Genomic DNA, 19,864 nt, shown 5'->3' on the forward strand with positions numbered 1-19,864 from the left:
TCAGGCGGCGGCCAGGGCTTCCATCGCCGCATCGGGATCGTCGACATCGACGACGAGACGGGTGAACCCGGGGCCTGCGAGATCGATGAGAATGGCATGACCGTCGAATCTGGTGTCCCAGAACTCTTTTCGCCCTTTGCCGCGGTAGGTACCCGCCGCGATCACGCCGGGAAAGAAGGTGCCCGGTGCGCGGACCCACGGTGGGCGCAGATCGACCGGGGCGGGGGTCACCTCTTTGATATCGGCCAGATCGAAGGTCACGTGCTCGCGCAAAGCCAGCAGTCGGTGCCCGCCGAGCACATGAACAGTCACCTTATCGTCCGTGACTTCGACTTCGACCATCGTGCACCTCGCTGAATTCAAGACCTCGTACGCGATCCAGGATCCGAGTCGCTCCTGTTCGCACCCTGTGCCGTTCCTGTGATTTCTCGAAGGCTTTGTCCGGTGTTACAAGTGCCGCATTCCTGCACTGAACACTTGCTGAAACGTAGATATGCGCATTGAAACATGTGACCACGGCTGGCAGTCCCGAGAGCTGGCCAAACATGTGTCGAACCAAAAACCAGCAAGGAGTTGGGGGGACTCGGCCGAGGCAGCCACCTACGGATCATCGCGGCGATTACGAGATGACACCGGAGATGATCGTCGGCTGACCCGGCCTACGTACCGAAACCGGCCGGGTCAGCGGGACGACCTTCGATGAGCCTCAGATGACCCGAACCGCTTCTTCCGCGATATCGAGCACACCGAGCAACCACGGGGTATAGCTCCCCGGATCGTCGGCGATCGCATCCCGCAGCGCCTCCGGTTGGATCCACGCGTAGTCGGCGACCTCCGCCGGATCCGGCCGCGGCGCCGCTGTCCGAAGGAACTCGGCGTCGAGCCGTCCGATGAGCACATGATCCCACTCGTGCTCCACCCGACCGGTCGCGGAATCCTGGGCGTGATACCGGAAGATTCCGACCTCGGTCAGCGCGGTGGCCAACCCCAACTCCTCGGCCAACCGGACCGCGGCGGCCGCCACCACCGGCTCATCCGGCGCGGGATGGCCGCAGGCCGTATTGGCCCAGAGCAGCGGGAACCGCGTCTTCACCGCGGCACGCTGCTGCAACAGCACCCGACCCGCATCGTCGTACAGCAGCACCGAGAACGCGCGGTGCAGCAACCCGGGAGCGGTATGTGCCTGCGCTACCGGGCACGCACCGACCGCGCGCCCGGCCGCGTCGACCAGCTCGACGGGCAGGGCCTCGCGATCGGTAATCGGCTTCGCCAGCGTTTCGGTCACAGCCCCGCCTCGCTGGCGCTGGGCTCCGGCACGAGCGAGTGCTCGGCTGTGTTCATTGTTCGCTCGCTCATCGCCCCACCTTATCGGCGGCGATCAGCAGGTATTGGAAGCTGCCCTCCTTGTAGGCGGTCAGGAACGGCTTCTCCACGCCCGTCGCCAGCTCGGATTCGGTGCGCAGCTCCCAGTAGGGAATCGTGGCGGCGGTCAGATCGATGACGTTGACCGGCACCAGATTGTTGTCCGCCAAGGCCCGGAAATACTCGCTGCGCGGATGGATCATGCAACCGTAATGGGCGTCGATCCAGCTGACCGAGGCCGAGCGCCCACCATTGACGTCATTGGAGCAGCCGGTGATGCAGACGTAGCGACCGCCGGGTTCGAGCAGCCGGGCGAACTCCTCGAACAGCTCGCCGAGATCCACATACATGGTGGTTTCGTTGGTCCAGATGCCGCGCCTGGATCCGGTATCGAAACCGGTATCGAGCATATTCCGGAAATGGAAGCGCACCTTGTCCGCGACACCGCGATGGGCGGCCTGATCATTGGCGAAGCCGACCTGATATTCGGAAATGGTGACACCGTCGACCTGACAGCCGAAGCGCTGATTGGCCATAAAACTCGTACCGCCGCGGCCGGAGCCGCCGTCCATCAGCCGATCGCCCGGCCGGATATCACCGAGGTGGTCCAGCAACAGCGACGCCTGCGCGGTCTCCAGGCGGTGCAGTTCCTTGACGATCCGTTCCTCGCGAGAATCCGCCGGCCCGGCCAGCGCCGCCTGATCGGGTTCGCCGATGCCGTAGTGGTGGTGGAACAGCCCGTCGACCTCACCGAGTTTGGTATTGACCCGGTCGTCATTCGGGTTGTTGTTCCAGTACTCGGCAACGGCCTTCTGGTAGCTGGTGCGCAGGACGGACCCCGTGTCGGGATTGAGCATGGTCATGCCTGATCATCCTCTCGTGTTGCGGTACTACTGATTACGTTGCGGTACTGGCTAATTCGACTCGTTGTAGCGCTTGCTCGCGGCGTGCCAGGCGCGGTTGCCGCCCATCCACGCCCAGAGTCCGCCGAGGAACCGGCGCAGTTCGGCCGATCCGGCGGCGGCCAGTGGACCGGCCTCCTGTTCGAATCGGTGCACCAGCTCGTCGTGCACGCCGGCGGTGCACAGCACCGCCGCACGCCGCGCGCAGTGCTCCTCCGCGGCCAAGACCGTCGGCAGGTTGAATTCCCTACCGTCCGAACGGTCTTCGCGCGCCATCGAATACAGGTCGTTCACCATCTGACTGGCGAGTGCGGCCGTGGTGACGACCCGGCGCACCCGCGGATCGGTGTACTCGGCGGCCTGGAGCTCATAGCCGCCGACCACATCGATCGGCGCCATACATGGCAGGAAACTATGCGGCTGCCGAGTGGTGAGGTACTCCCACACCGGTGGCATCCGGTGTGCGGAGCGCCAGCCGGCCTCCGCACCGAGCGCGATGAACCATCCGGCGATCTCGGTACGCAATCGAGCCAGCTGTGCCGGGGTCGCATACCGGGACAGATGCTCGAAGGACGTACGGAACGCGCGCAGGATCGGGTCGGCCTGTAACGCTCGTTCCAGCTGCGGTTGGTAACGAGCCGGAAGATGGACGGGATCCATTGCGGCGGCGGCCAATTCGAGTCGGGGACCGAGTTCGGTCTCGGCACTTGACGGCGTGCCGTCGGGTGCGGTCTCATCGGCTCCTTCCTCGCAGTAGTAATCGTCGACCGACCATTCCGAGACCGCGCATTTCGCGGCCGCGAGCAGCCGGTCGGGATCGTTGCTGTCCGGATGGGCGAGCATGATCAATCGGCCGAAGTCGGCATCGCGCAGTTTGTCCAGGCGCCCGGCATAGAGGCCGATATCCCGCGCCCAGTCGATGAGCCCGTCGTTGACCAGTTCGGCCAACGCCGGGTCATCGCGCAACGGCGGTGGACAATACAGTGGTGGAATCGGTGCCGCGGTGCCGTGCAGGTAGGCCGATGCGGTACCTGATCCGATGGGGCCGAATGGGATTCGACTCCGTGCGGTGTTCGGTTCGGCTGGGGCCGATCCTGCCGGCGCGGCCCCCTGCGCCACGCCGACAGCGATCGATGCGGCGTCGAACGCCACCGGTGGCGGCTGGAGACCAGCCGCCCGGATAGTAGGTGTGCGTGCGGGGTCGGGTACCTCAGTAGTAGGTAATCCCGTTTGGGTGGTGGTGGACGACGGAAGTAGGAGTGCAGCCGCGCCCAGACCGCTGGGTCCGAGCAGGCTGTCCGGAACAATCGTCTCAGGTTGGGTGGGTCGGTCCAGTTCTGACGAATCAGCTTCCACCACCTGGGTTTCGGATGATTCGGGTATTGCTGTGCATTCGGGTAATTCCGTACTTTCCGGTAAATCGGTGTTTTCAGGTGGAGCCGAGGTTGCCGGTTCCGGAACCTCCAGCGGGAGTGTTGGTGGAGCAGTGGTATCGAGGTTGGACAGCAGTGCCGCGACAGCGGCGGCCACCTCGTGGGTGGCGGGTGGTGCCGACGCGCGGGAGAGCACCGACATCGGTCATCACCCCGGTCAGTCCGCCTGCCGGGCGACCAGGACGTTGTCGAGCACGCCAAGTGCGTCCGGCACCAGCACGGCCGCCGAGTAGTAGCAGCTGACCAGGTAGGAGATGATCGACTGATCGTCGATGCCCTTGAAGCGAACGTTCAGGCTCGGCTCGTATTCGTCCGGGATGCCGGTCTGGTGCAGGCCGATGACGCCCTGATCCTTCTCACCGGTACGCATGGCGAGAATCGAGGTGGTCTGGGTATCGCTGACGGGGATCTTGCTGCACGGGTAGATCGGGACGCCGCGCCAGGCGAACACGCGGTGCCCGTCCACTTCGACCGGATCCGGATACAGGCCGCGCTTACTACATTCACGACCGAAAGCGGCGATCGCTTTCGGATGTGCCAGAAACAGTTTCGTGCTACGCCGCATGCTCAGCAGCTCATCCATATCGTCCGGCGTCGGTGCGCCGGACTCACTGTAGATGCGCTGTTTCAGGTCGCAATTGTGCAGCAACCCGAAATCGGGATTGTTGACCAGATCACTCTCGCGCCGCTCGTAGAGCGCCTCGATGGTGAGCCGGAGCTGCTGTTCGACCTGGTTCATCGGATCGTTGAACAGGTCGGCGACGCGGGTATGCACCCGCAGCACGCTCTGGGCCAGGCTGAGCTCGTACTCGCGCGGGGCATCGTCGAGGTCTACGAACGTGCCTGTCAGCAACGGCTCACCGAAGTGGCCCGAGGAGATCTCGATATTCGCCTCGCCCTTGGTGTTTTGCGGTCGTGCCGGAGCTTCGGCGACACGGGACAATTGCTCGCGAAGCGCCGGGGTGTACTCGAGCATTTCTTCGAGCGTTTGCCGGGACAGCACCAGCATGGTGGTCGGGGTGACGGTTTTGACGGTCACCGGCCAAATACCGGACCCGTCGATGAGGGTTTCATCGCCGAAGAAATCGCCGCCGCCCAGCATGCCGAGCTTGGTTTGCTCGCCGAATTCCCCGGTGCCGATCTTGCTGAGTTTGCCGTGCACGATCAGCATGACCTGATTCATCGGATTGCCGAATTCAGCGACCACCGTACCGGGTTCGAGGTCGCGCTGCTCGAAACGCTGGGCGAGCGCGCGCAGCACCTCTTCATCGTCGAAGTTCCGCAATTGCGGAAGTTCGGTGAGTTCCATCGGGATCACCCTGGCTTGCGAGCCGTCGATGACGAACTCGACCTCGCCGTTGCCGACGGTGTGCGTCAGCCTTCGGTTCACACGATAAATACCACCGTTGACCTGCGTCCACGGCAGTGTGCGGGTGAGCCAGCGCGAGGTGATGCCCTGCATCTGCGGCTCGGACTTGGTGGTGTGCGCGAGCTGGTGGGCGGCACCGGTGCTGAGGCTCTTGCGCCCGTTGGTTTCTGTTTGGACTGGCATTTCGATGGTCATGCGTGGTCCTCACCTGAGATGGTCACCGAGACGGTCGATTGTGCTGTACTTGTGGTCGACAGGTGTTTCGAATTCGGCAGTGGTACACAACAATTCGACAGGCGGCAGGCCTGCTGGGGTATGGCGGCATGGTTGCCGAGAGAAGTGGCGCACCGAGGCATGTAAACGGCGACCGATTCTCCCGTGCGAATTGGCTTACGCGACATTGCGTTCCGAACGGCTTCGATCCTAAACCGCGAAAGATGCTGTGCGCACACGAATCTCGAAGATGAAGCCACGAGAATGCTGGTCTGTTTTTCGGATGGTTACGACATGAGCTCGATGCGGATAACTGCGGATAACGACGGGCACGAATCGCCGCGGACCGAGCAGGGCTGTACGGTCGGTATCTTTTGCGCGCCGCCGCCGCGAACATCCCGCATCATCGGCCCGACCTGGCATGGATCCCGTCACAGCCGACCCATAATGGGTACACGGTGTGGGAAGCTCGTCTGAGCACATCGGGGTATGTGATGCGGGTCACTTTGCAGGGTAGGGCCAGGAGCGATCGTGAAGTTGAATGTGGAAAGTGTGGTCGGGTCGGTGCAGCGGTTGATGGCAACGGCCCAGAACGGCCTCGAGGTCATCCGCTTCGGCGGGTTGACCAACGATGTCGAGTCGTCGCCGTTCGAGATCGTCGAACGGCGCAGAATGTATCGACTGCGCCATTACTTCCCCGACGATGCGACGCCGGGTCGCCCGGTCGCGGTCCTGGTACCGCCGCTGATGGTCAATGCCGATATCTGGGATGTCAACGCCGACGACGGCGCGGTCGGCATTCTGCATCGCGGCGGAATCGACTGCTGGGTGGTCGATTTCGGGTCGCCCGCCAGTGAGGAGGGCGGCTGGGAACGGGATCTGGCCGATCACGTCCTCGCGGTCAACAGCGCCATCGATACGGTCTGCGACGCGACCGGCGGCAATGTGCACCTGATGGGGTACTCGCAGGGCGGCATGTTCGCCTATCAAACCACCGCCTACCGCTCCGGTAAGGGAGTGGAAAGTATCGTGACCTTCGGTAGCCCGGTGGATGTGGTCGCGGGCATGCCGTTCGGACTGCCGTACGGCATGGTTTCCGATGTCGCGGAGTTCCTGGCCGACCACGTGGTGACCCGGCTGCCCATCACCGATTCCATGGTCCGGCTCGGCTTCCAGATGCTCGATCCGGTGAAGACCGCCAAATCGCGCATCGACTTCCTGCGCCAGCTGCACGACCGGGAAGCATTGCTGCCCAAGGAACGCCAGCGACGGTTCCTCAATAATGACGGTTGGGTCGCCTACGCCGGTCCGGCGGCGGCGGATCTGCTCAAGCAGTTCGTCGCGCACAACCGAATGATGCTCGGCGGCTTCGTGATCCGGGACCAGCCGATTTCGCTGGCCGAGCTGAAGTGCCCGATCCTGGCCGTCGTCGGCGAGGTCGACGATATCGGCCAGCCCGCCGCAGTGCGCGGCATCGTCCGGGCCGCGCCCAATGCCGAGGTGTACGAAGCCAGTTTGGTGGCAGGACATTTCGGCCTCGTCGCGGGCAGCATGGCGACCAGGCACACCTGGCCGCTGGTACGTCAGTGGATCGATTGGATGGACGGTGATCAGCCGCTGCCGCCGGAGATCGCGCCGATGACCGAACATGTGGCGACCAACCGGCCGAATTCGGCGGCCACCCGGGTCGTGCACACCGCGGCCACCCTGGCCGAGGCGGGCGCGGGTGTCGGCAAGGCGCTGGAGGGCATTGCCAGCAATACCGTGCGCGGGTCGATAGAACTCGCCGGTGAGGCCGCACGTGCCCTGCCGCGGCTGACTCGACTCGGCATGATCCAGCCGCATACCCGCATCTCGCTGGGGCGACTGGTCGCCGAGCAGGCGCGGCGAGCGCCGCTGCGCGATCTGTTCCTCTTCGACGATCGCGTGCACACCAACGCGGCCGTGAATGCGCGTATCGATAATGTCGTGCGCGGGCTCGTCTCGGTCGGCATCCGCCCGGCCATGCGCGTCGGTGTGGTGATGGAGACCCGGCCGAGCGTGCTGGCCACCGTCGCCGCGCTGTCCCGTATCGGTGCGGTGTCCGTATTACTCGCCCCCGGCAGCGAGTTGGAGCGGGCCATCGAACTCACCGGCATCAAAGCCCTGGTCTCGGATCCGGAGAATCTCCGGGCGGCCGCGGCTACCCGTACGCGGGTCCTGGTGCTCGGCGGCGGTTCCGCGCGCGCTCTCGATATTCCGTTGAGCGAAGACGTGATCGACCTGGAACAGATCGATCCCACGCAGGTGGAGTTGCCCGCCTGGTATCGCCCGGATCCAGGTCTGGCACGGGAATTGGCGTTCGTGCTCGTCACCGGCACCGGTGACCGGCTGGAGACCAAATACATCACCAACCACCGCTGGGCGCTGTCCGCCTTCGGCACCGCGACCACGGCCGATCTGGATCGCAAGGACACCGTCTACTGCCTTGCGCCGCTGCATCATTCGTCCGGTCTGCTGGTGAGCCTGGGCGGCGCGATCGCGGGCGGCAGCCGGATCGCGCTGGCCAGGTCGCTGGATCCGATCCGGTTCGGCGAGGAGGTGCACCGCTACGGCGTCACGGTGGTCACCTACACCTGGACCATGCTGCGCGACATCCTCGACGCCGAGGTCTTCCCGTCCGGACACCAGCACCCTATCCGTCTGTTCATCGGCTCGGGCATGCCCGCGGGTCTGTGGCGACGCACCACCGAACAGTTCGCGCCGGCTCGGGTGCTGGAGTTCTACGCCTCCATCGAGGGCGATGTCGTGCTGGCCAATGTGACCGGTGTGAAAGCGGGCTGCAAGGGCCGCCCGGTGCCAGGCACCGCCAAGGTGGAGTTGGTCGCCTACGACCCGGTCGCCGAGCAGATCCGGACCGACGGGTCCGGCTTCGCGCGCCGGTGCGCGGATAACGAGGTCGGGCTGTTGATCGGCAAGGCGACCGAGGGCATCGACCTCTCCGACGGCGGTCTGCGCGGGGTATTCACGGCGGGCGATGCGTGGATGCCGACGGAGAATCTCTTCCGTCGCGACAGCGATGGCGACTACTGGCTGGTCGATCGCACAGATACGGTGATCCACACCGAACGCGGTCCGGTCTTCACCCAGCCGATCGTCGATGTGCTCAACGACATCACCGCCGTCGATATGGAGGTCGCCTTTGCACTGCCCGTCGGCGACCATGCGCTGGCGGTGGCGGCGGTCAGCGTCCGCACGGGCTTCCGGCTGGAACCCAATGATGTGACCGAGGCGGTGCGCGCACTCGATCCGGACCAGCGGCCCGACATCGTGTACGTCGTCGACGAGATTCCGCGCAGCTCGTCCTACCGCCCGTCGACGCGGGCCGTTCAAGCGGCGGGGCGGCCACAGCCGGGACCCGATACCTGGTGGTACAACCGGGAATCCGAGGCTTACGAAATCCGCACCGAGGACGAGGCCGGAACCATCTTGGGCGAATAGGCCCGCGCCCCGTCGTTCCGGTTTCGGTCGCAACGGCGGGGTAGCGTAGATGCCAGGTCCGCGGCGACAACGGAGGTTTCGAGATGTCGTGGAAGGTCAAACTGGGCGTCGGCATATTGGCGCTGTTGGGCGCGCTGATGGTGATCGGGTTCGTGAAGAGTCTGGTGCTGTCCCTGGTGCCACTGGCGATCCTGCTGTTGGCCGGTTACGGCGTGTTCCGGCTCTATGTCGGCAGCCGCGGCAAAGCCACCGAGACCGACGCGCCACAGCTGCCGGCCACCCCGCCGCCCGCGCTCCCGACCCGTCCCACGAAGGATGCGGCGACCAGACTCCGCGAGATCCGCGAGGAAGCCACCCGTCAGCAGGGGCAGCCGTAGGCGGGTACGCTTGGCGCGCCGGATCGTGTTGGCGAGTCGGTTGATTCATTACCAAGAGGGCGGTGCCTCGGCCGGGCTGCCCGGCGCATCCGGGTGGCGTAGTTGCCATATCGACAACTGTTCAGGGGTGCTGTGAGACCGAGCCTTATCTATCGCAACGGAACCATCTACGAGCTGTTGATGCGTGGGCTGTACGGGCGGCACTACCCCGCTCGGTATCGCGCGATCGCCGAACTCGTGCCCGGTGGCGCCAGCGTGGTCGACCTGTGCTGTGGGCCCGCGACGTTGTTCACCCGCTACCTGCGCGACCGGTCCATCGAATACACCGGACTCGACCTCAACAGCCGGTTCGTCGCCAGGCTGGCCCGGGCGGGTGGACACGGTGTGGTGTGGAACTTGCGTTCCGATACCCCACTGCCCGAGGCCGATTACGTCATCATGCAGTCGAGCCTGTATCACTTTCTGCCCGAGCCTGCTCCGGTCATCGATCGGATGCTGGCGGCGGCGGGAAAGCAGGTGATCATCGCGGAGCCGATTCGCAACCTGGCCACCAGCGACAATCGGGTGCTCGCCGCGATCGGCCAGCGGTTCACCGATGCGGGCGACGGCGCACAGGCGCGCCGGTTCAGCGAGGCGACTCTGGACGCGTTCTTCCGCGGTTACGAGCCGCGCGTGGTGCAGCGGTCGCTGATCGCCGGTGGCAGGGAGAAGCTGTTCGTGCTCACCGCGTGAGGAGGGTCCGGCTCTCGCCTAGACGGTGTACGCGGTGACGGCGTCGATGACCCTGGCGATCTGATCGTCGGTGAGGTCGGGCCAAAGTGGCAGGCGCACAACGGTTCCCGAGAATTCGGCACTGCGCAGACAGGGCTTCGGGGTGCGGCCCAGTTTGAGTCCGGCGGGGCTGGAATCCAGCGGAACATAGTGGAACGGCGCCGAGATACCGTGTGCGGCCAGATGTGCGATCAGATCGTCGCGCTGCCGCTCGGTAGGTGTGCGCAAGTAGTACAGATGCGCGGTATGTATCCGGTCCTCGGGTACCGCCATGAGCCGGACATCGTTGCGGCGGGCCCAGTCCGGCAGTGCGGCGGCGTATGCGTCCCAAACCCGGTGCCGTCCGGTCTGGATCGTCTCGAATTCGTCCAGCTGCGCGTCCAGCACCGCCGCGTTGAGCTCGCTGGGCAGATAGCTGGAGCCGATATCCTGCCAGGAATACTTGTCCACCGCGCCGCGTAGGAAGCGGGCGCGGTCGGTGCCCTTCTCGCGGATGATCTCGGCGCGCGACATCAGGATCTCGTCGGTGAGCAGCAGCGCACCGCCCTCGCCGCAGTGCACGTTCTTGGTGTCGTGGAAGCTGAGCGTGCCGAGGGTGCCGAGGGTGCCGAGTGGGCGATCGCGCCACCGGCCGCCGAGGCCGTGTGCATTGTCCTCCACGATGGCGATGCCGTGCGCGTCGGCGAGTGCGAGCAGTCCGGCCATATCGGCGGCCACCCCGCCGTAGTGAATGACCACAACGGCCTTGGTTCGGTCGGTGATCACCGCGGCGACCGACTCGGGATCCAAATTGCCCGTTTCCGGGTCGATATCGGCGAATACGCAGGTGGCGCCGCGCAGTGCCATGGCCGTCGCGGTCGAGGTGAACGCGAAACTCGGCACGATCACCTCATCGTCGGGGCCGAGCTCGAGCAGCAGACCCGCCATCTCCAGTGCGGAGGTGCACGAGGTGGTCAGCAGCGCATGCGGCGCCTCGGTGATGGTCTTCAGCTTCGCGGTGGCCGAGGCGGTGAACCGCCCGTCGCCGTGACTGTGGTCGGAGGCGAGAACGGCCTCCAGATTGACCAGTTCGCGGCGGGCCCGGAACGGGCGGCTGAAGATGACGCGGTCAGTGCTCAACCCGGTCGTTCCCCCTGCTGGCGGTGGTCGTGGTCATTTCTCGGTTATCCGCCGGGCGTGGCGTCGGCGAACCGACGGTCAGATACAACGGCTTGCCGACGAGGATATGCAAAGCCACACCGAGGTATTCGGCGATGAGTCCCAGTGAGAACAAGATCGTTCCCGAACATAGCAGCAGTACGACGATCATCGAGGCCCAGCCCTCGGGCGCCCAATTGTCGGCGGTGAGCGCCTCGTATACGACGAATGCGGCCATCACGCCACCGGCCAGCGCGAGGGTGACCCCGAGCAGGCTGACCAGCCGCAGGCCCCGGGTTCCGCTGCACAGCACCATCTTCCAGAACAGCGAGAACAGTCGGCGGTAGTTGTAGCCGGATTCCTCGCGGCCCTCGGCGCGCAAGGTCACCGGCACCTGGGCGACGGTGCCGACCACCCAGGTCAGCGCGACGTCGAGATAGGCGCCGTTGGAGGCGACCTCGGCGAGTTGGCGGCCGATATCGCCGCGGATGAGCCGGTAGCTTTCGAATCGGGTGGAGTCCGGGAAGGCGAAGATCGTCGCGAGCACCACCTTCGCGCCGCGCGAGGTGATGTTGCGCAGGAATCCGTGCGGCCGGGTGTTGGTCGGCTTCGAATAGACCAGATCGGCGCGCTCGGTCAGGGCCGCGTCCAGGAATGCGCCGATGAAAGCGGGATCGTGCTGGCCGTCCTCGTCCATGGTGACGATCCAGTCGCCCTGGGCGGCCGACATTCCGGCGATGGTCGCGGCGTCCTGCCCGAAGTTGCGGCTGAGCCAGACGACGCGGACCTCCGGATAGGTCTGCTCCAGTTCCTGCAGCACCACATCGGAGCGGTCGGGACCGTGGTCGTGCACCAGGATGATCTCGCCGACCGTGAAGGCGACGCCGCCGGGGGTGTCGGTGGGATCGGTCAGCCGGTGCAGTTCTTCGACGAGTCCACCGATGGTTTCTTCGCCCCGATAGATCGGCACCACGACCGATACCGCGTGCGGCTGGTCGGCGCCCGGTCGCGCGGGGCGTCCGTTGGTCGCACCCGCGGGCGAGCCGTTGGGGTGGGCGGTGGGAATCGGCATCAGCTGGATCGACTTTCGATGACGGTGCGTGCCGGTAATCTCCGCTGGACAGCAGAGCCCGAGCCGCCGTGAACTTTAACACGGTACGCATACGGCATTCCGGAGCAGCTCATCGCACCATCATGGTGGTGTCGGCGGTTCGATGCCAAGCTCGACTGTGCGCTGTAGGGTTTGGAACTCGTGACGGCTGGTGCAGTGACGGAGGCGAAAGAGGCAGGACCCGACGCCCGCGACAGGGGGCCCGATTCGCGTCGGGAGGTGTACCGATGGGGTGCCGTCTGCACGCTCGGTGTCATCGCGGGATACCTGGCGGTACTGCTGGCCAATGCGCGGCACTTCTACACCGACGACACCGAATCGCAGTACACCGGACTCTGGGTGGGATTGGGACGCGCGCTCCGTGACGGCACCTTCCCGGTGCTGGTGCCCGAGCGCTGGATGTCGGGCAACAACACGATGGATGATGCGGGCCTGTTCAACCCGCCGCAGCTGCTGATCGATCTGATCGCGCCGTCAGTAGACAACATGGCGGTGTACGCGACCGTCGTCAAACTGATCTTCGCGATCATCGCTGCGCTCGGTGTCTACCGGATCTGCCTGGTGTACGGCGCGCGGCCGGTGTGGTCCGCGGTCGCGGGTGTCGCGTTCCCGCTGTCGGGCTTCTTTCTGTTCTTCGACGAGGCCAGTTGGATGACCGCGCTCACCGGCACCGCATGGCTGGTCCATGCCTGGGCGTCGTCGGTGCGATACACCCGCGGTCTCGGCGGGCCGATTCCCGTCTTCATCTACCTCTACCTGGCCATCTCCACGCAGTACATCTTCCCGGCCGTCGAGGCGGCGCTGATGTTGCTCGCCGTCGCGGTGGGCGAGCTCGTCTACCAACGCAAATGGCAGCCGGTGGCGCGGTTGACCGTCGCCGCGACGGGTGCCGGTCTGGCCGGATTGCTGACCTTTCTGCCGAGCATGCTGTCGGCGAAGGTGACCTGGCGCGGCACCATGGAGATCAACAACGACCAGTTCTTGACGGTGCCGTGGTCGGAATCGCTGAATGCCAGTCTGCCGAGCACATTGCCCGCGTTCACCTCCTGGTGGGGCTATATCCAGCCGATGCCGGTCACCTATATCGCCTGGTTCCTTATTCCGGCGTTGGCCTTCATCGACTGGCGGCGCGCCCGCGAATCCTGGCGCGAGCTCAGCGGGGTCGCACTGTTCGCGATCATCATGCTGATGTGGAGTGCCGGACCGGGTTCGATCGGTCCGCTGCGCTGGCCGGTGCGGGTGCTGCCGATGCTCGCGCTCGGCCTGCTCGTGCTGGTCTGTGTGTTGCTCGGGCGCTATGCCACCGTCCGTGATCTGAAGAGTCGCGGCGTCGCCGCGGCTCTGCTGATCGGTCTGCTGTGGGTGCGGTCCTTTTCCGCGGATCCGCACAATGTGGTCCGGCACGTACTCGCGGCCGCCGCGATCGGCGCGCTCGTCGCCGGGGTGGTCTGGCTGGGACGTAACCGGAGTCTGGCCACCGCGGGTGTGCTGACCATCGTCGCGATGTTCCCGATCGCGTTCTATCAAGTCAATGCCGCGCAGCCGACGCCGATGACATGGCATCTGCCGACCAACAGGTCCGACGCGCAGACCGCGTTCCCGGACTTTCCCGGTACCACGATCCAACTCGGCGAGCGCGGGCTGCTGCAGCGCGACGATATGAGCCTCGACGGCGCCTACGGATCCCTGGTCTTCGGCAACTACGCCAAATCGCTCGAGCTGACCTATGTCAATGGGTACACACCGACCGGTCACTTCTATTTCGGCGAACTGCTGTGCATGCGCTGGGACAGTAGCGTCTGCCCGGACGCCTATCGGCGGATGTTCGCCCCGGAGCCGACCACCGGCCGTCCCCTTGTCGATCTGATGAAGCTGGACCGGGTGGTATTGCAGCGCGCCCTGTTCCCCGATGCGCGCAATCAGCAGGCACCGGAGGGCTGGAAGTGGGTCGACTATCCCGGCCACGAGCGCTACATCTCGGTGCTCGAACGCGTGGACGGTCCGATCTCGACGGTGAACGGCCGCGTCGCGGATGCGAAAAATGTGACAGCGACATCGATTTCGGAGACCGGTACCACCAGCCGGGTGCGGGTGTCCTCGGCCGGCGGCGGCAAGGTGGTATTCGCGCGCCTCGGCTGGCCGGGCTACCGGGTGACCCTGGACGGTAAGCAGATCCCGATCACCACCGTGGCGAAGTCGTTTGTCGCCGTCGACGTACCTGCCGGCACGCAGAACGCCGAACTGGTGCTGACCTGGCGGCCGCCGGGCTGGAAGATCGGCATCGGCACCACAGCGCTCGGCATCGCCGCCATCGGGGTGCTGCAGTGGCTGTGGGTGCGATCGCGGCGTCGGGATCCGGAGCCGCCGGCGGCGGATCCGAGCCCCGGCGAGCCGGATCGTGAACTGGCGGACGTGGTCTCGTAGCGGTCGATCCGCGCAGGCCCGATCGGAGGTGTCCCTCGACGAGTGCGCCCTGTAGGGTCTGGAACTCGTGGTGGAAAGCAGCGCCCCCGCCCGGCGGGACGTGTACAAGTGGGGATTCATAACCGCACTCGGTGTGATCGCCGGATATAGTGCCGTCCTGCTGGCCAATGCCAGGCATTTCTACACCGATGACAGCGAGTCGCAGTACGGCCCGCTGTGGGTGATGCTCGGCCGGTCCCTGCGCGACGGCCAGTTCCCGGTGCTGGTCCCCGAGCACTGGATGGCGGGCAACTACGCCATCGAGGAGGCGGGCCTGCTGAATCCGCCGCAACTGCTGATTGATCTGATCGCGCCCTCGGTCGACAACATCGCGCTCTACACCACCGTGATCAAGCTGATCTTCGCGGTCGTCCTCGGGACCGGTGTCTACCGCGTCTGCCTGGAGTACGGGGCGCGGCTGCCGTGGGCCGCCGTTGCCGGCGTGTCGATTCCGTTCACCGGTTGGCTGCTGTTCTTCGACGAGGCCAGTTGGTACACCGCCTTCACCGGTACCGCGTGGCTGGTGCACGCGTGGGCATCCGGCGTGCGCTACGCACGGGGACGCGGCGGGCCGATCCCGACCTTCGTTTTCCTGTACCTGGCCATCTCGGTGCAATACATTTTCCCCGCGGTCGAGGCCGGGCTGATGATCGGCGCGGTGGCGGTGGGGGAGGTTGTCTACCAACGGAAGTGGCAGCCGTCGCTGCGACTGCTCACGGTCGCGGGCTGTGCCGCGGTGGCCGGGCTGGCTACTTATCTGCCGAGCATGCTGTCGGCGAAGGTGACCTGGCGCGGCACGGCTCAGATCAATAACGACCAGTTCTTGACCGTGCCGTGGTCGGAATCGCTCAATGCCAGCCTGCCCAGCTCGTTGCCCGCGTACAACTCCTGGTGGGGTTATGTGCAGCCGATGCCGGTGGTCTATATCGCCTGGTTCCTGATTCCGGCGCTGGCTTTCATCGACTGGCGCAAGGCGCGCGCGTCCTGGCGGGAGTTCAGCGCGATCGCGCTCGTCGCGCTGATGGCGCTGATGTGGACGGCGGGGCCGGGCACCATCGGCCCGCTGCGCTGGCCGGCGCGGGTGTTGCCGATGCTGGCCCTCGGACTGTTGGTGCTGGTGTGCGTGCTGCTCGGCCGCTTCGCCACCTTCGAGAATTGGCGCGGCCGCGGTATCGCAGCGGGTGTGCTGATCGGGTTGCTGTGGGTGCGGTCGTTCTCGGCGGCGCCGCGCGAGGTCGTCTGGCATGTGGTGGCGGCGGTCGGGATCGCCGTGCTCGGTGCGGCTGTCGTGTGGCTCGGTATGAAGAAAAGCATGGCCGCGGCCTGCGCGTTGACCATCGTTTCGGTGTTCCCGATCGCCTTCCTGCAGGTGTATGCGGCGCAGCCGACGCCGATGAGCTGGAACCTGCCCGAGCAGCGGTCGCAGATGAAGGCCGCGTTTCCCGAATTTCGGGGCACCACCCTGCAATTGGCCGATCGCGCGCTGATCCGGCCCGAGGATCGTTCGCTGCAGGGCGCGTACGGATCGCTGGTCTTCGGTAACTACGCCAAGGATCTGGAGAAGACCTACGTCAGCGGCTATACGCCCAACGGGCATTTCTGGTTCGGTGAAATGCTGTGCATGCGCTGGGACACCAGCGTCTGCCCCGACGCCTTCCGGCGGGCCTTCGCGACGGAGCCCACTACCGGCAGGACGATCGTCGACCTGATGAAGGTGGATCGGGTAGTGCTGCAAAAGGCGCTGTACCCGGACGCGCGCAATCAACCCGCACCATCTGGCTGGCAGTGGGTCGACTACCCGGGCCACGAGCAGTACATCGCGGTGCTCGAGCGAGTGGGTGGGCTGCTGTCCACGCAGAACGGCCGGGTGTCGGCGATCTCCGGTGGCACCGCGACGTCGGTGTCGGAATCGGAGCTGACCAGCCGGGTACGCGTGAGTTCGGATAATGGCGGCCGCGTGGTCCTCGCGCGGCTGGGCTGGCCGGGCTACCAGGTGACGCTGAACGGCCGGGCGATCCCATTCGACGTGGTCGCGAAAACCTTTGTCGCCGTGGATATTCCGGCCGGCACCAAGAACGGCGACCTGGTGCTGACCTGGCGGCCGCCGGGGTGGAAGATCGGTGGGGTCGCGATCCTGCTCGGGCTGTTCGGAATCGGCGCATTGCAATGGATGTTCACGCGCGGCCGCGAGCGTGACGAGGATGCGACACTGATCGAACCGCCGGTGACCGCGACGGTTTCGGAACCCGATCTGGCGGGAGTATCTCGTTGACAGCTGACCAGCAGGCCGAATTCACGGCGGATCGTGCGGGTGCGACCGGTGCCGAGGATCCGGGTCTGCTGCTGCGGCTGGTGCGTCGGCAGGAGATCGCCTTCGCCGTGGTCGGTGCGTTCAATACCGCGCTCGGTATGGGGCTGACCGTGCTGTGGCTATCGGTGCTCGGTAGCAATGTGCCGCCCGCGGTCGCGGTGGTCGCCGCCTATGCGGTCAGCATCGTCATCGCGTTCGTGCTGCATCGCACGCTGGTCTTCCGGGTGCGCGGACATATGCTGCGGGATTTCGTCCGCTTCGTGGCGGTCAATTCCGGGGGTCTGCTGATGAATATCGCACTGCTGTCGCTGGCCGTCTCGGTGCTGCATCTGCCGAGTAGGCCTGCCGCGGTGGTGGTGATGGGTCTGGTCGCCATCGCCAGCTTCTTCGGGCATCGCTACATCTCGTTCCACCGGGGGCCCGTGCCCGAGCCGCCATCGGCCGGTTCGGGTGCGGAACGGTTCTAGGCGCCGGGTAAGTTATCGATCATGCCGGAGGAAACCGCCTTGGACGCCACCCTGTTGAGCCTGCTCGCCTGCCCGCAGGACAAGGGTCCGCTGCTGTTGGTCCGCGACGACAAGGGCGCCACCGCCCTCTACAACCCGCGCCTGCGCCGTGCCTACCCGATCGAGAACGGCATTCCGGTGCTGCTGATCGATGAGGCCCGCGATGTCGCCGACGCCGAGCACGCCGCCTTCACCAGCCAGCACGCCGACGCCTGAGCAGCCATTCGCTCGGTGGCGTACGATAGGCGCCACCGCGAATTATGGTGCGGGAGTGTCGATTTCACCGGTGAGATAGCGCTGCAGCGTGGGGCCGACGGCTGCGACCAGTTCGGGACCCGGCATCGAGGCCAGCGGTTCTATCTCCAGGATTTTGCGCGCGACCAGCACGCCGATCATCTGCGTACCCACCAGCGCGACCCGGGCGCGGCCGTCGTCCTCGGGCTTCGCGATCCGCATCCGTACCCGTTCCAGGACGACATCCAGGACAAATGTCCTGGCCAGCGCGGTATCGCCGCCCGCGAGAATGCTGCGCACCGCCGCGACGATCCCGGGACCGGCGGGGGAGTCCCACACCGCGAGCACCGAGCCGAGAATGGTTTCGCCGAGCCGATCCAGCGGCGCGGCCTCGATCCGGCGCAGTGTGGCTTCCGGATCGATCGGTAACTCGACCACCGCGGCGAACAGTTGCTGTTTGGTTCCGAAATAATGGTGGACCAGCGCGGGATCGACCCCGGCGTCGGCGGCGACGGCGCGGATCGAGGTCTTGTCGAAACCGATCTCGGCGAAGCGGGCGCGGGCGGCTGCGAGGATTTCCTCGCGTGTGTCGGAGCGACCCGGCCGGCGACCCGAGCGGGTGCCCCGGTCGCCGTTGGTCGTCGGGTCCTGTGCAATCTCCTCGGCCGTCACGCGGTCCGCCGTCGTAGCGTGGCCGCGCCCAGACAGAGCGCGACGATCGCGAAACCGGCAACGACGGCCAGGTCACGCAGCATCTGACCGGTGACGTCCGAATGTGTCGAAACCTGTTGCAGCGCATCGACCGCATAGCTCAGCGGCATCACATTGCTGATCGCCTCCAACCAGCCCGGCAACTGTCCGCGCGGAACAAGCAGGCCGCACAGGAAGATCTGCGGCGCGACCACCACCGGCATGAACTGCACGGCCTGGAATTCGGTGCGTGCGAAGGCACTTGCCAATAGCCCGAGTGCGACGCCGCAGACCGCATCGATCATGGCGATCACCACCACCCAGAGCGGACTGCCCGCCGAATCCAGGCCGAGCAGCCCGAAGGAAACCAGGCAGGCCACCGCCGCCTGCGCCGCCGCGGCCACCGAGAAGGCGGTGCCGTATCCGGCGAGCAGATCGAGTTTCGACAGCGGCGTGGTCAGCAGCCGCTCCAACGTGCCGGAGGTGCGTTCGCGCTGCATGGCGATCGCGGTGATCAGGAACATCACGATGAACGGCAGGATGCCGAGCATGCTGATGCCGACGCGATCGAAAATCGGCACAGGGTTGAACGGGTTGGGCGGGGTGTCTTTGTAGATGAAGTAGAGCAGCGCCATCAGGACCGCGGGGACCACGAGAATCATTGCGACAGTGCGGTGGTCGTTGCGCAGCTGACGCAGGATGCGTCCGGTCGTCGCGGCATAGGGGCGCAGTGTCGGCGTCCGGCGGCGGGGTACGAGGGTGGTGGTCATGCCGCACGTCCCATCGTGATCAGAGTGAGGAAGGCTTGTTCGAGGTTCTGCTCACCGGTTTCGGTGCGCAGCTCGTCGGGGCTGAGTTCGGCGAGCAGGTCGCCCTCGCGCATCAGCAGCAGTTTGTCGCAGTGCTCGGCCTCGTCCATCACATGGCTGGAAACCAGCAGCGTCGTTCCGTTCGCGGCCAATTCGTGGAACTGCTTCCACAGGTCGACGCGCAGCACCGGATCCAGGCCGACCGTCGGCTCGTCCAGGATCAGCACCTCCGGCTGTGCGACCAAGGCGCAGGCCAGAGACGCGCGGGTCTCTTGGCCGCCGGAGAGTTCGTCGCCGCGCTGGTGGGCGTTGTCCAGCAGGCCGACCGCGCCGATGGCCTCGTCGATGTCGTCGCGGTCGCGGCCGTAGAGCGCCGCGAAGTAGGCGACGTTCTCACGCACGCTGATATCGCGGTAGATGCTCGGTGCCTGGGTTACGTAACCGATCCGATGCCGCAGTTCCGCCGCGCCTGCGGGCAATCCGAGCGCGGAGATCTCGCCGGACGCCACGATCTGGGTACCAACGATGCTGCGCATGAGCGTGGTCTTGCCGCACCCCGACGGACCGAGCAGTCCGGTGATGGAACCGCGCGGGATGGTCAGCGAGATGTTGTGCAGGACTTCGCGGCCGCCGCGGCGCACGGTGAGGTTGCGAACCTCGACGGCATGGGATGAGTGCAGGTCCGTCATGGGACGC

At 65.7% G+C, this 19,864-nt stretch carries 17 protein-coding genes; 7 read left to right on the plus strand and 10 right to left on the minus strand.

The annotated features are described in order from the left end of the window. From ACIBW7_RS42485 to ACIBW7_RS42505, 5 genes are all read right to left on the minus strand, one after another. Nucleotides 1-342 carry a hypothetical protein gene (locus ACIBW7_RS42485; RefSeq protein ID WP_040689289.1) on the minus strand — a complete coding sequence of 114 codons (342 nt, stop codon included), beginning with the start codon at nucleotides 340-342 and terminating at the stop codon, nucleotides 1-3. 364 nt (nucleotides 343-706) lie between these two features. After that, nucleotides 707-1,285 carry an isopentenyl-diphosphate Delta-isomerase gene (gene idi, locus ACIBW7_RS42490; protein ID WP_083897819.1) on the minus strand — a complete coding sequence of 193 codons (579 nt, stop codon included), beginning with the start codon at nucleotides 1,283-1,285 and terminating at the stop codon, nucleotides 707-709. A 67-nt stretch (nucleotides 1,286-1,352) separates the two neighbouring features. Then, on the minus strand, nucleotides 1,353-2,225 hold the full coding sequence (locus ACIBW7_RS42495; protein ID WP_397056730.1) for a geranyl diphosphate 2-C-methyltransferase: 873 nt from the start codon (nucleotides 2,223-2,225) through the stop codon (nucleotides 1,353-1,355). Between the two features lie 51 nt (nucleotides 2,226-2,276). After that, the gene (locus ACIBW7_RS42500; RefSeq protein ID WP_397056732.1) at nucleotides 2,277-3,839 is read right to left on the minus strand and encodes a family 2 encapsulin nanocompartment cargo protein terpene cyclase; all 1,563 of its coding nucleotides are present in this window, start codon (nucleotides 3,837-3,839) and stop codon (nucleotides 2,277-2,279) included. 15 nt (nucleotides 3,840-3,854) lie between these two features. After that, nucleotides 3,855-5,261, minus strand: a complete 1,407-nt coding sequence (locus ACIBW7_RS42505; RefSeq protein ID WP_397056734.1) for a family 2B encapsulin nanocompartment shell protein — start codon at nucleotides 5,259-5,261, stop codon at nucleotides 3,855-3,857. Between the two features lie 549 nt (nucleotides 5,262-5,810). Here ACIBW7_RS42505 and ACIBW7_RS42510 point away from each other — a divergent pair. The 3 genes from ACIBW7_RS42510 (at nucleotide 5,811) to ACIBW7_RS42520 (ending at nucleotide 9,868) form a co-directional block, all read left to right on the plus strand. Continuing rightward, nucleotides 5,811-8,759, plus strand: coding sequence for an acyl-CoA synthetase (locus tag ACIBW7_RS42510; protein ID WP_397056736.1), 2,949 nt, complete (start codon nucleotides 5,811-5,813; stop codon nucleotides 8,757-8,759). Between the two features lie 83 nt (nucleotides 8,760-8,842). Beyond that, on the plus strand, nucleotides 8,843-9,136 hold the full coding sequence (locus ACIBW7_RS42515) for a hypothetical protein (RefSeq protein WP_397056738.1): 294 nt from the start codon (nucleotides 8,843-8,845) through the stop codon (nucleotides 9,134-9,136). Nucleotides 9,137-9,268: 132 nt separating this feature from the next. Beyond that, nucleotides 9,269-9,868 (plus strand): class I SAM-dependent methyltransferase, encoded by a 600-nt coding sequence (locus ACIBW7_RS42520; protein WP_397056740.1) that lies wholly within the window; start codon nucleotides 9,269-9,271, stop codon nucleotides 9,866-9,868. Nucleotides 9,869-9,886: 18 nt separating this feature from the next. On the opposite strand, the gene rffA is transcribed toward ACIBW7_RS42520, so the two are convergent. Next, on the minus strand, nucleotides 9,887-11,026 hold the full coding sequence (rffA, locus tag ACIBW7_RS42525; RefSeq protein ID WP_397056742.1) for a dTDP-4-amino-4,6-dideoxygalactose transaminase: 1,140 nt from the start codon (nucleotides 11,024-11,026) through the stop codon (nucleotides 9,887-9,889). Beyond that, nucleotides 11,016-12,116, minus strand: a complete 1,101-nt coding sequence (locus ACIBW7_RS42530) for a glycosyltransferase family 2 protein (protein ID WP_397056744.1) — start codon at nucleotides 12,114-12,116, stop codon at nucleotides 11,016-11,018. The genes rffA and ACIBW7_RS42530 overlap by 11 nt, the downstream gene beginning before the upstream one ends. A gap of 258 nt (nucleotides 12,117-12,374) precedes the next feature. Here ACIBW7_RS42530 and ACIBW7_RS42535 point away from each other — a divergent pair, with 258 nt between their 5' ends. The 4 genes from ACIBW7_RS42535 (at nucleotide 12,375) to ACIBW7_RS42550 (ending at nucleotide 17,651) form a co-directional block, all read left to right on the plus strand. Next, nucleotides 12,375-14,579 (plus strand): hypothetical protein, encoded by a 2,205-nt coding sequence (locus ACIBW7_RS42535; RefSeq protein ID WP_397056770.1) that lies wholly within the window; start codon nucleotides 12,375-12,377, stop codon nucleotides 14,577-14,579. A 70-nt stretch (nucleotides 14,580-14,649) separates the two neighbouring features. Further along, the gene (locus ACIBW7_RS42540) at nucleotides 14,650-16,890 is read left to right on the plus strand and encodes a hypothetical protein (RefSeq protein ID WP_397056746.1); all 2,241 of its coding nucleotides are present in this window, start codon (nucleotides 14,650-14,652) and stop codon (nucleotides 16,888-16,890) included. Then, nucleotides 16,887-17,396, plus strand: coding sequence for a GtrA family protein (locus ACIBW7_RS42545; protein ID WP_397056748.1), 510 nt, complete (start codon nucleotides 16,887-16,889; stop codon nucleotides 17,394-17,396). Before ACIBW7_RS42540 ends, ACIBW7_RS42545 begins: the two co-directional genes overlap by 4 nt. Nucleotides 17,397-17,417: 21 nt before the next feature. Further along, a complete protein-coding gene (locus ACIBW7_RS42550; RefSeq protein ID WP_397056750.1) occupies nucleotides 17,418-17,651 on the plus strand; it encodes a Trm112 family protein in 234 nt (77 codons plus the stop codon). A 42-nt stretch (nucleotides 17,652-17,693) separates the two neighbouring features. Here the strand turns inward: ACIBW7_RS42550 and ACIBW7_RS42555 are convergent, their stop codons facing one another. Genes ACIBW7_RS42555 through ACIBW7_RS42565 form a run of 3 tightly spaced genes read right to left on the minus strand, consistent with a single transcriptional unit; the run spans nucleotide 17,694 to nucleotide 19,857 of the window. Beyond that, entirely contained in the window at nucleotides 17,694-18,341 is a 648-nt protein-coding gene (locus ACIBW7_RS42555; protein ID WP_397056752.1) for a TetR family transcriptional regulator, read from the minus strand. Further along, nucleotides 18,338-19,129 carry an ABC transporter permease gene (locus ACIBW7_RS42560; protein ID WP_397056754.1) on the minus strand — a complete coding sequence of 264 codons (792 nt, stop codon included), beginning with the start codon at nucleotides 19,127-19,129 and terminating at the stop codon, nucleotides 18,338-18,340. Before ACIBW7_RS42560 ends, ACIBW7_RS42555 begins: the two co-directional genes overlap by 4 nt. Next, entirely contained in the window at nucleotides 19,126-19,857 is a 732-nt protein-coding gene (locus tag ACIBW7_RS42565; RefSeq protein WP_397056756.1) for an ABC transporter ATP-binding protein, read from the minus strand. The genes ACIBW7_RS42560 and ACIBW7_RS42565 overlap by 4 nt, the downstream gene beginning before the upstream one ends. Between the last annotated feature and the right edge of the window lie 7 nt (nucleotides 19,858-19,864).

The organism is Nocardia sp. NPDC049526 (assembly GCF_044465765.1).
GTDB lineage: Bacteria > Actinomycetota > Actinomycetes > Mycobacteriales > Mycobacteriaceae > Nocardia.

Coding starts and splice junctions, on each gene's coding strand:
- ACIBW7_RS42530 (WP_397056744.1), bottom strand. CDS start 12,116: ATGCCGATTCCCACCGCCCACCCCAACGGCTCGCCCGCGGGTGCGACC.
- ACIBW7_RS42560 (WP_397056754.1), bottom strand. CDS start 19,129: ATGACCACCACCCTCGTACCCCGCCGCCGGACGCCGACACTGCGCCCC.
- ACIBW7_RS42565 (WP_397056756.1), bottom strand. CDS start 19,857: ATGACGGACCTGCACTCATCCCATGCCGTCGAGGTTCGCAACCTCACC.
- ACIBW7_RS42505 (WP_397056734.1), bottom strand. CDS start 5,261: ATGACCATCGAAATGCCAGTCCAAACAGAAACCAACGGGCGCAAGAGC.
- ACIBW7_RS42485 (WP_040689289.1), bottom strand. CDS start 342: ATGGTCGAAGTCGAAGTCACGGACGATAAGGTGACTGTTCATGTGCTC.
- ACIBW7_RS42515 (WP_397056738.1), top strand. CDS start 8,843: ATGTCGTGGAAGGTCAAACTGGGCGTCGGCATATTGGCGCTGTTGGGC.
- ACIBW7_RS42500 (WP_397056732.1), bottom strand. CDS start 3,839: ATGTCGGTGCTCTCCCGCGCGTCGGCACCACCCGCCACCCACGAGGTG.
- ACIBW7_RS42550 (WP_397056750.1), top strand. CDS start 17,418: ATGCCGGAGGAAACCGCCTTGGACGCCACCCTGTTGAGCCTGCTCGCC.
- ACIBW7_RS42495 (WP_397056730.1), bottom strand. CDS start 2,225: ATGACCATGCTCAATCCCGACACGGGGTCCGTCCTGCGCACCAGCTAC.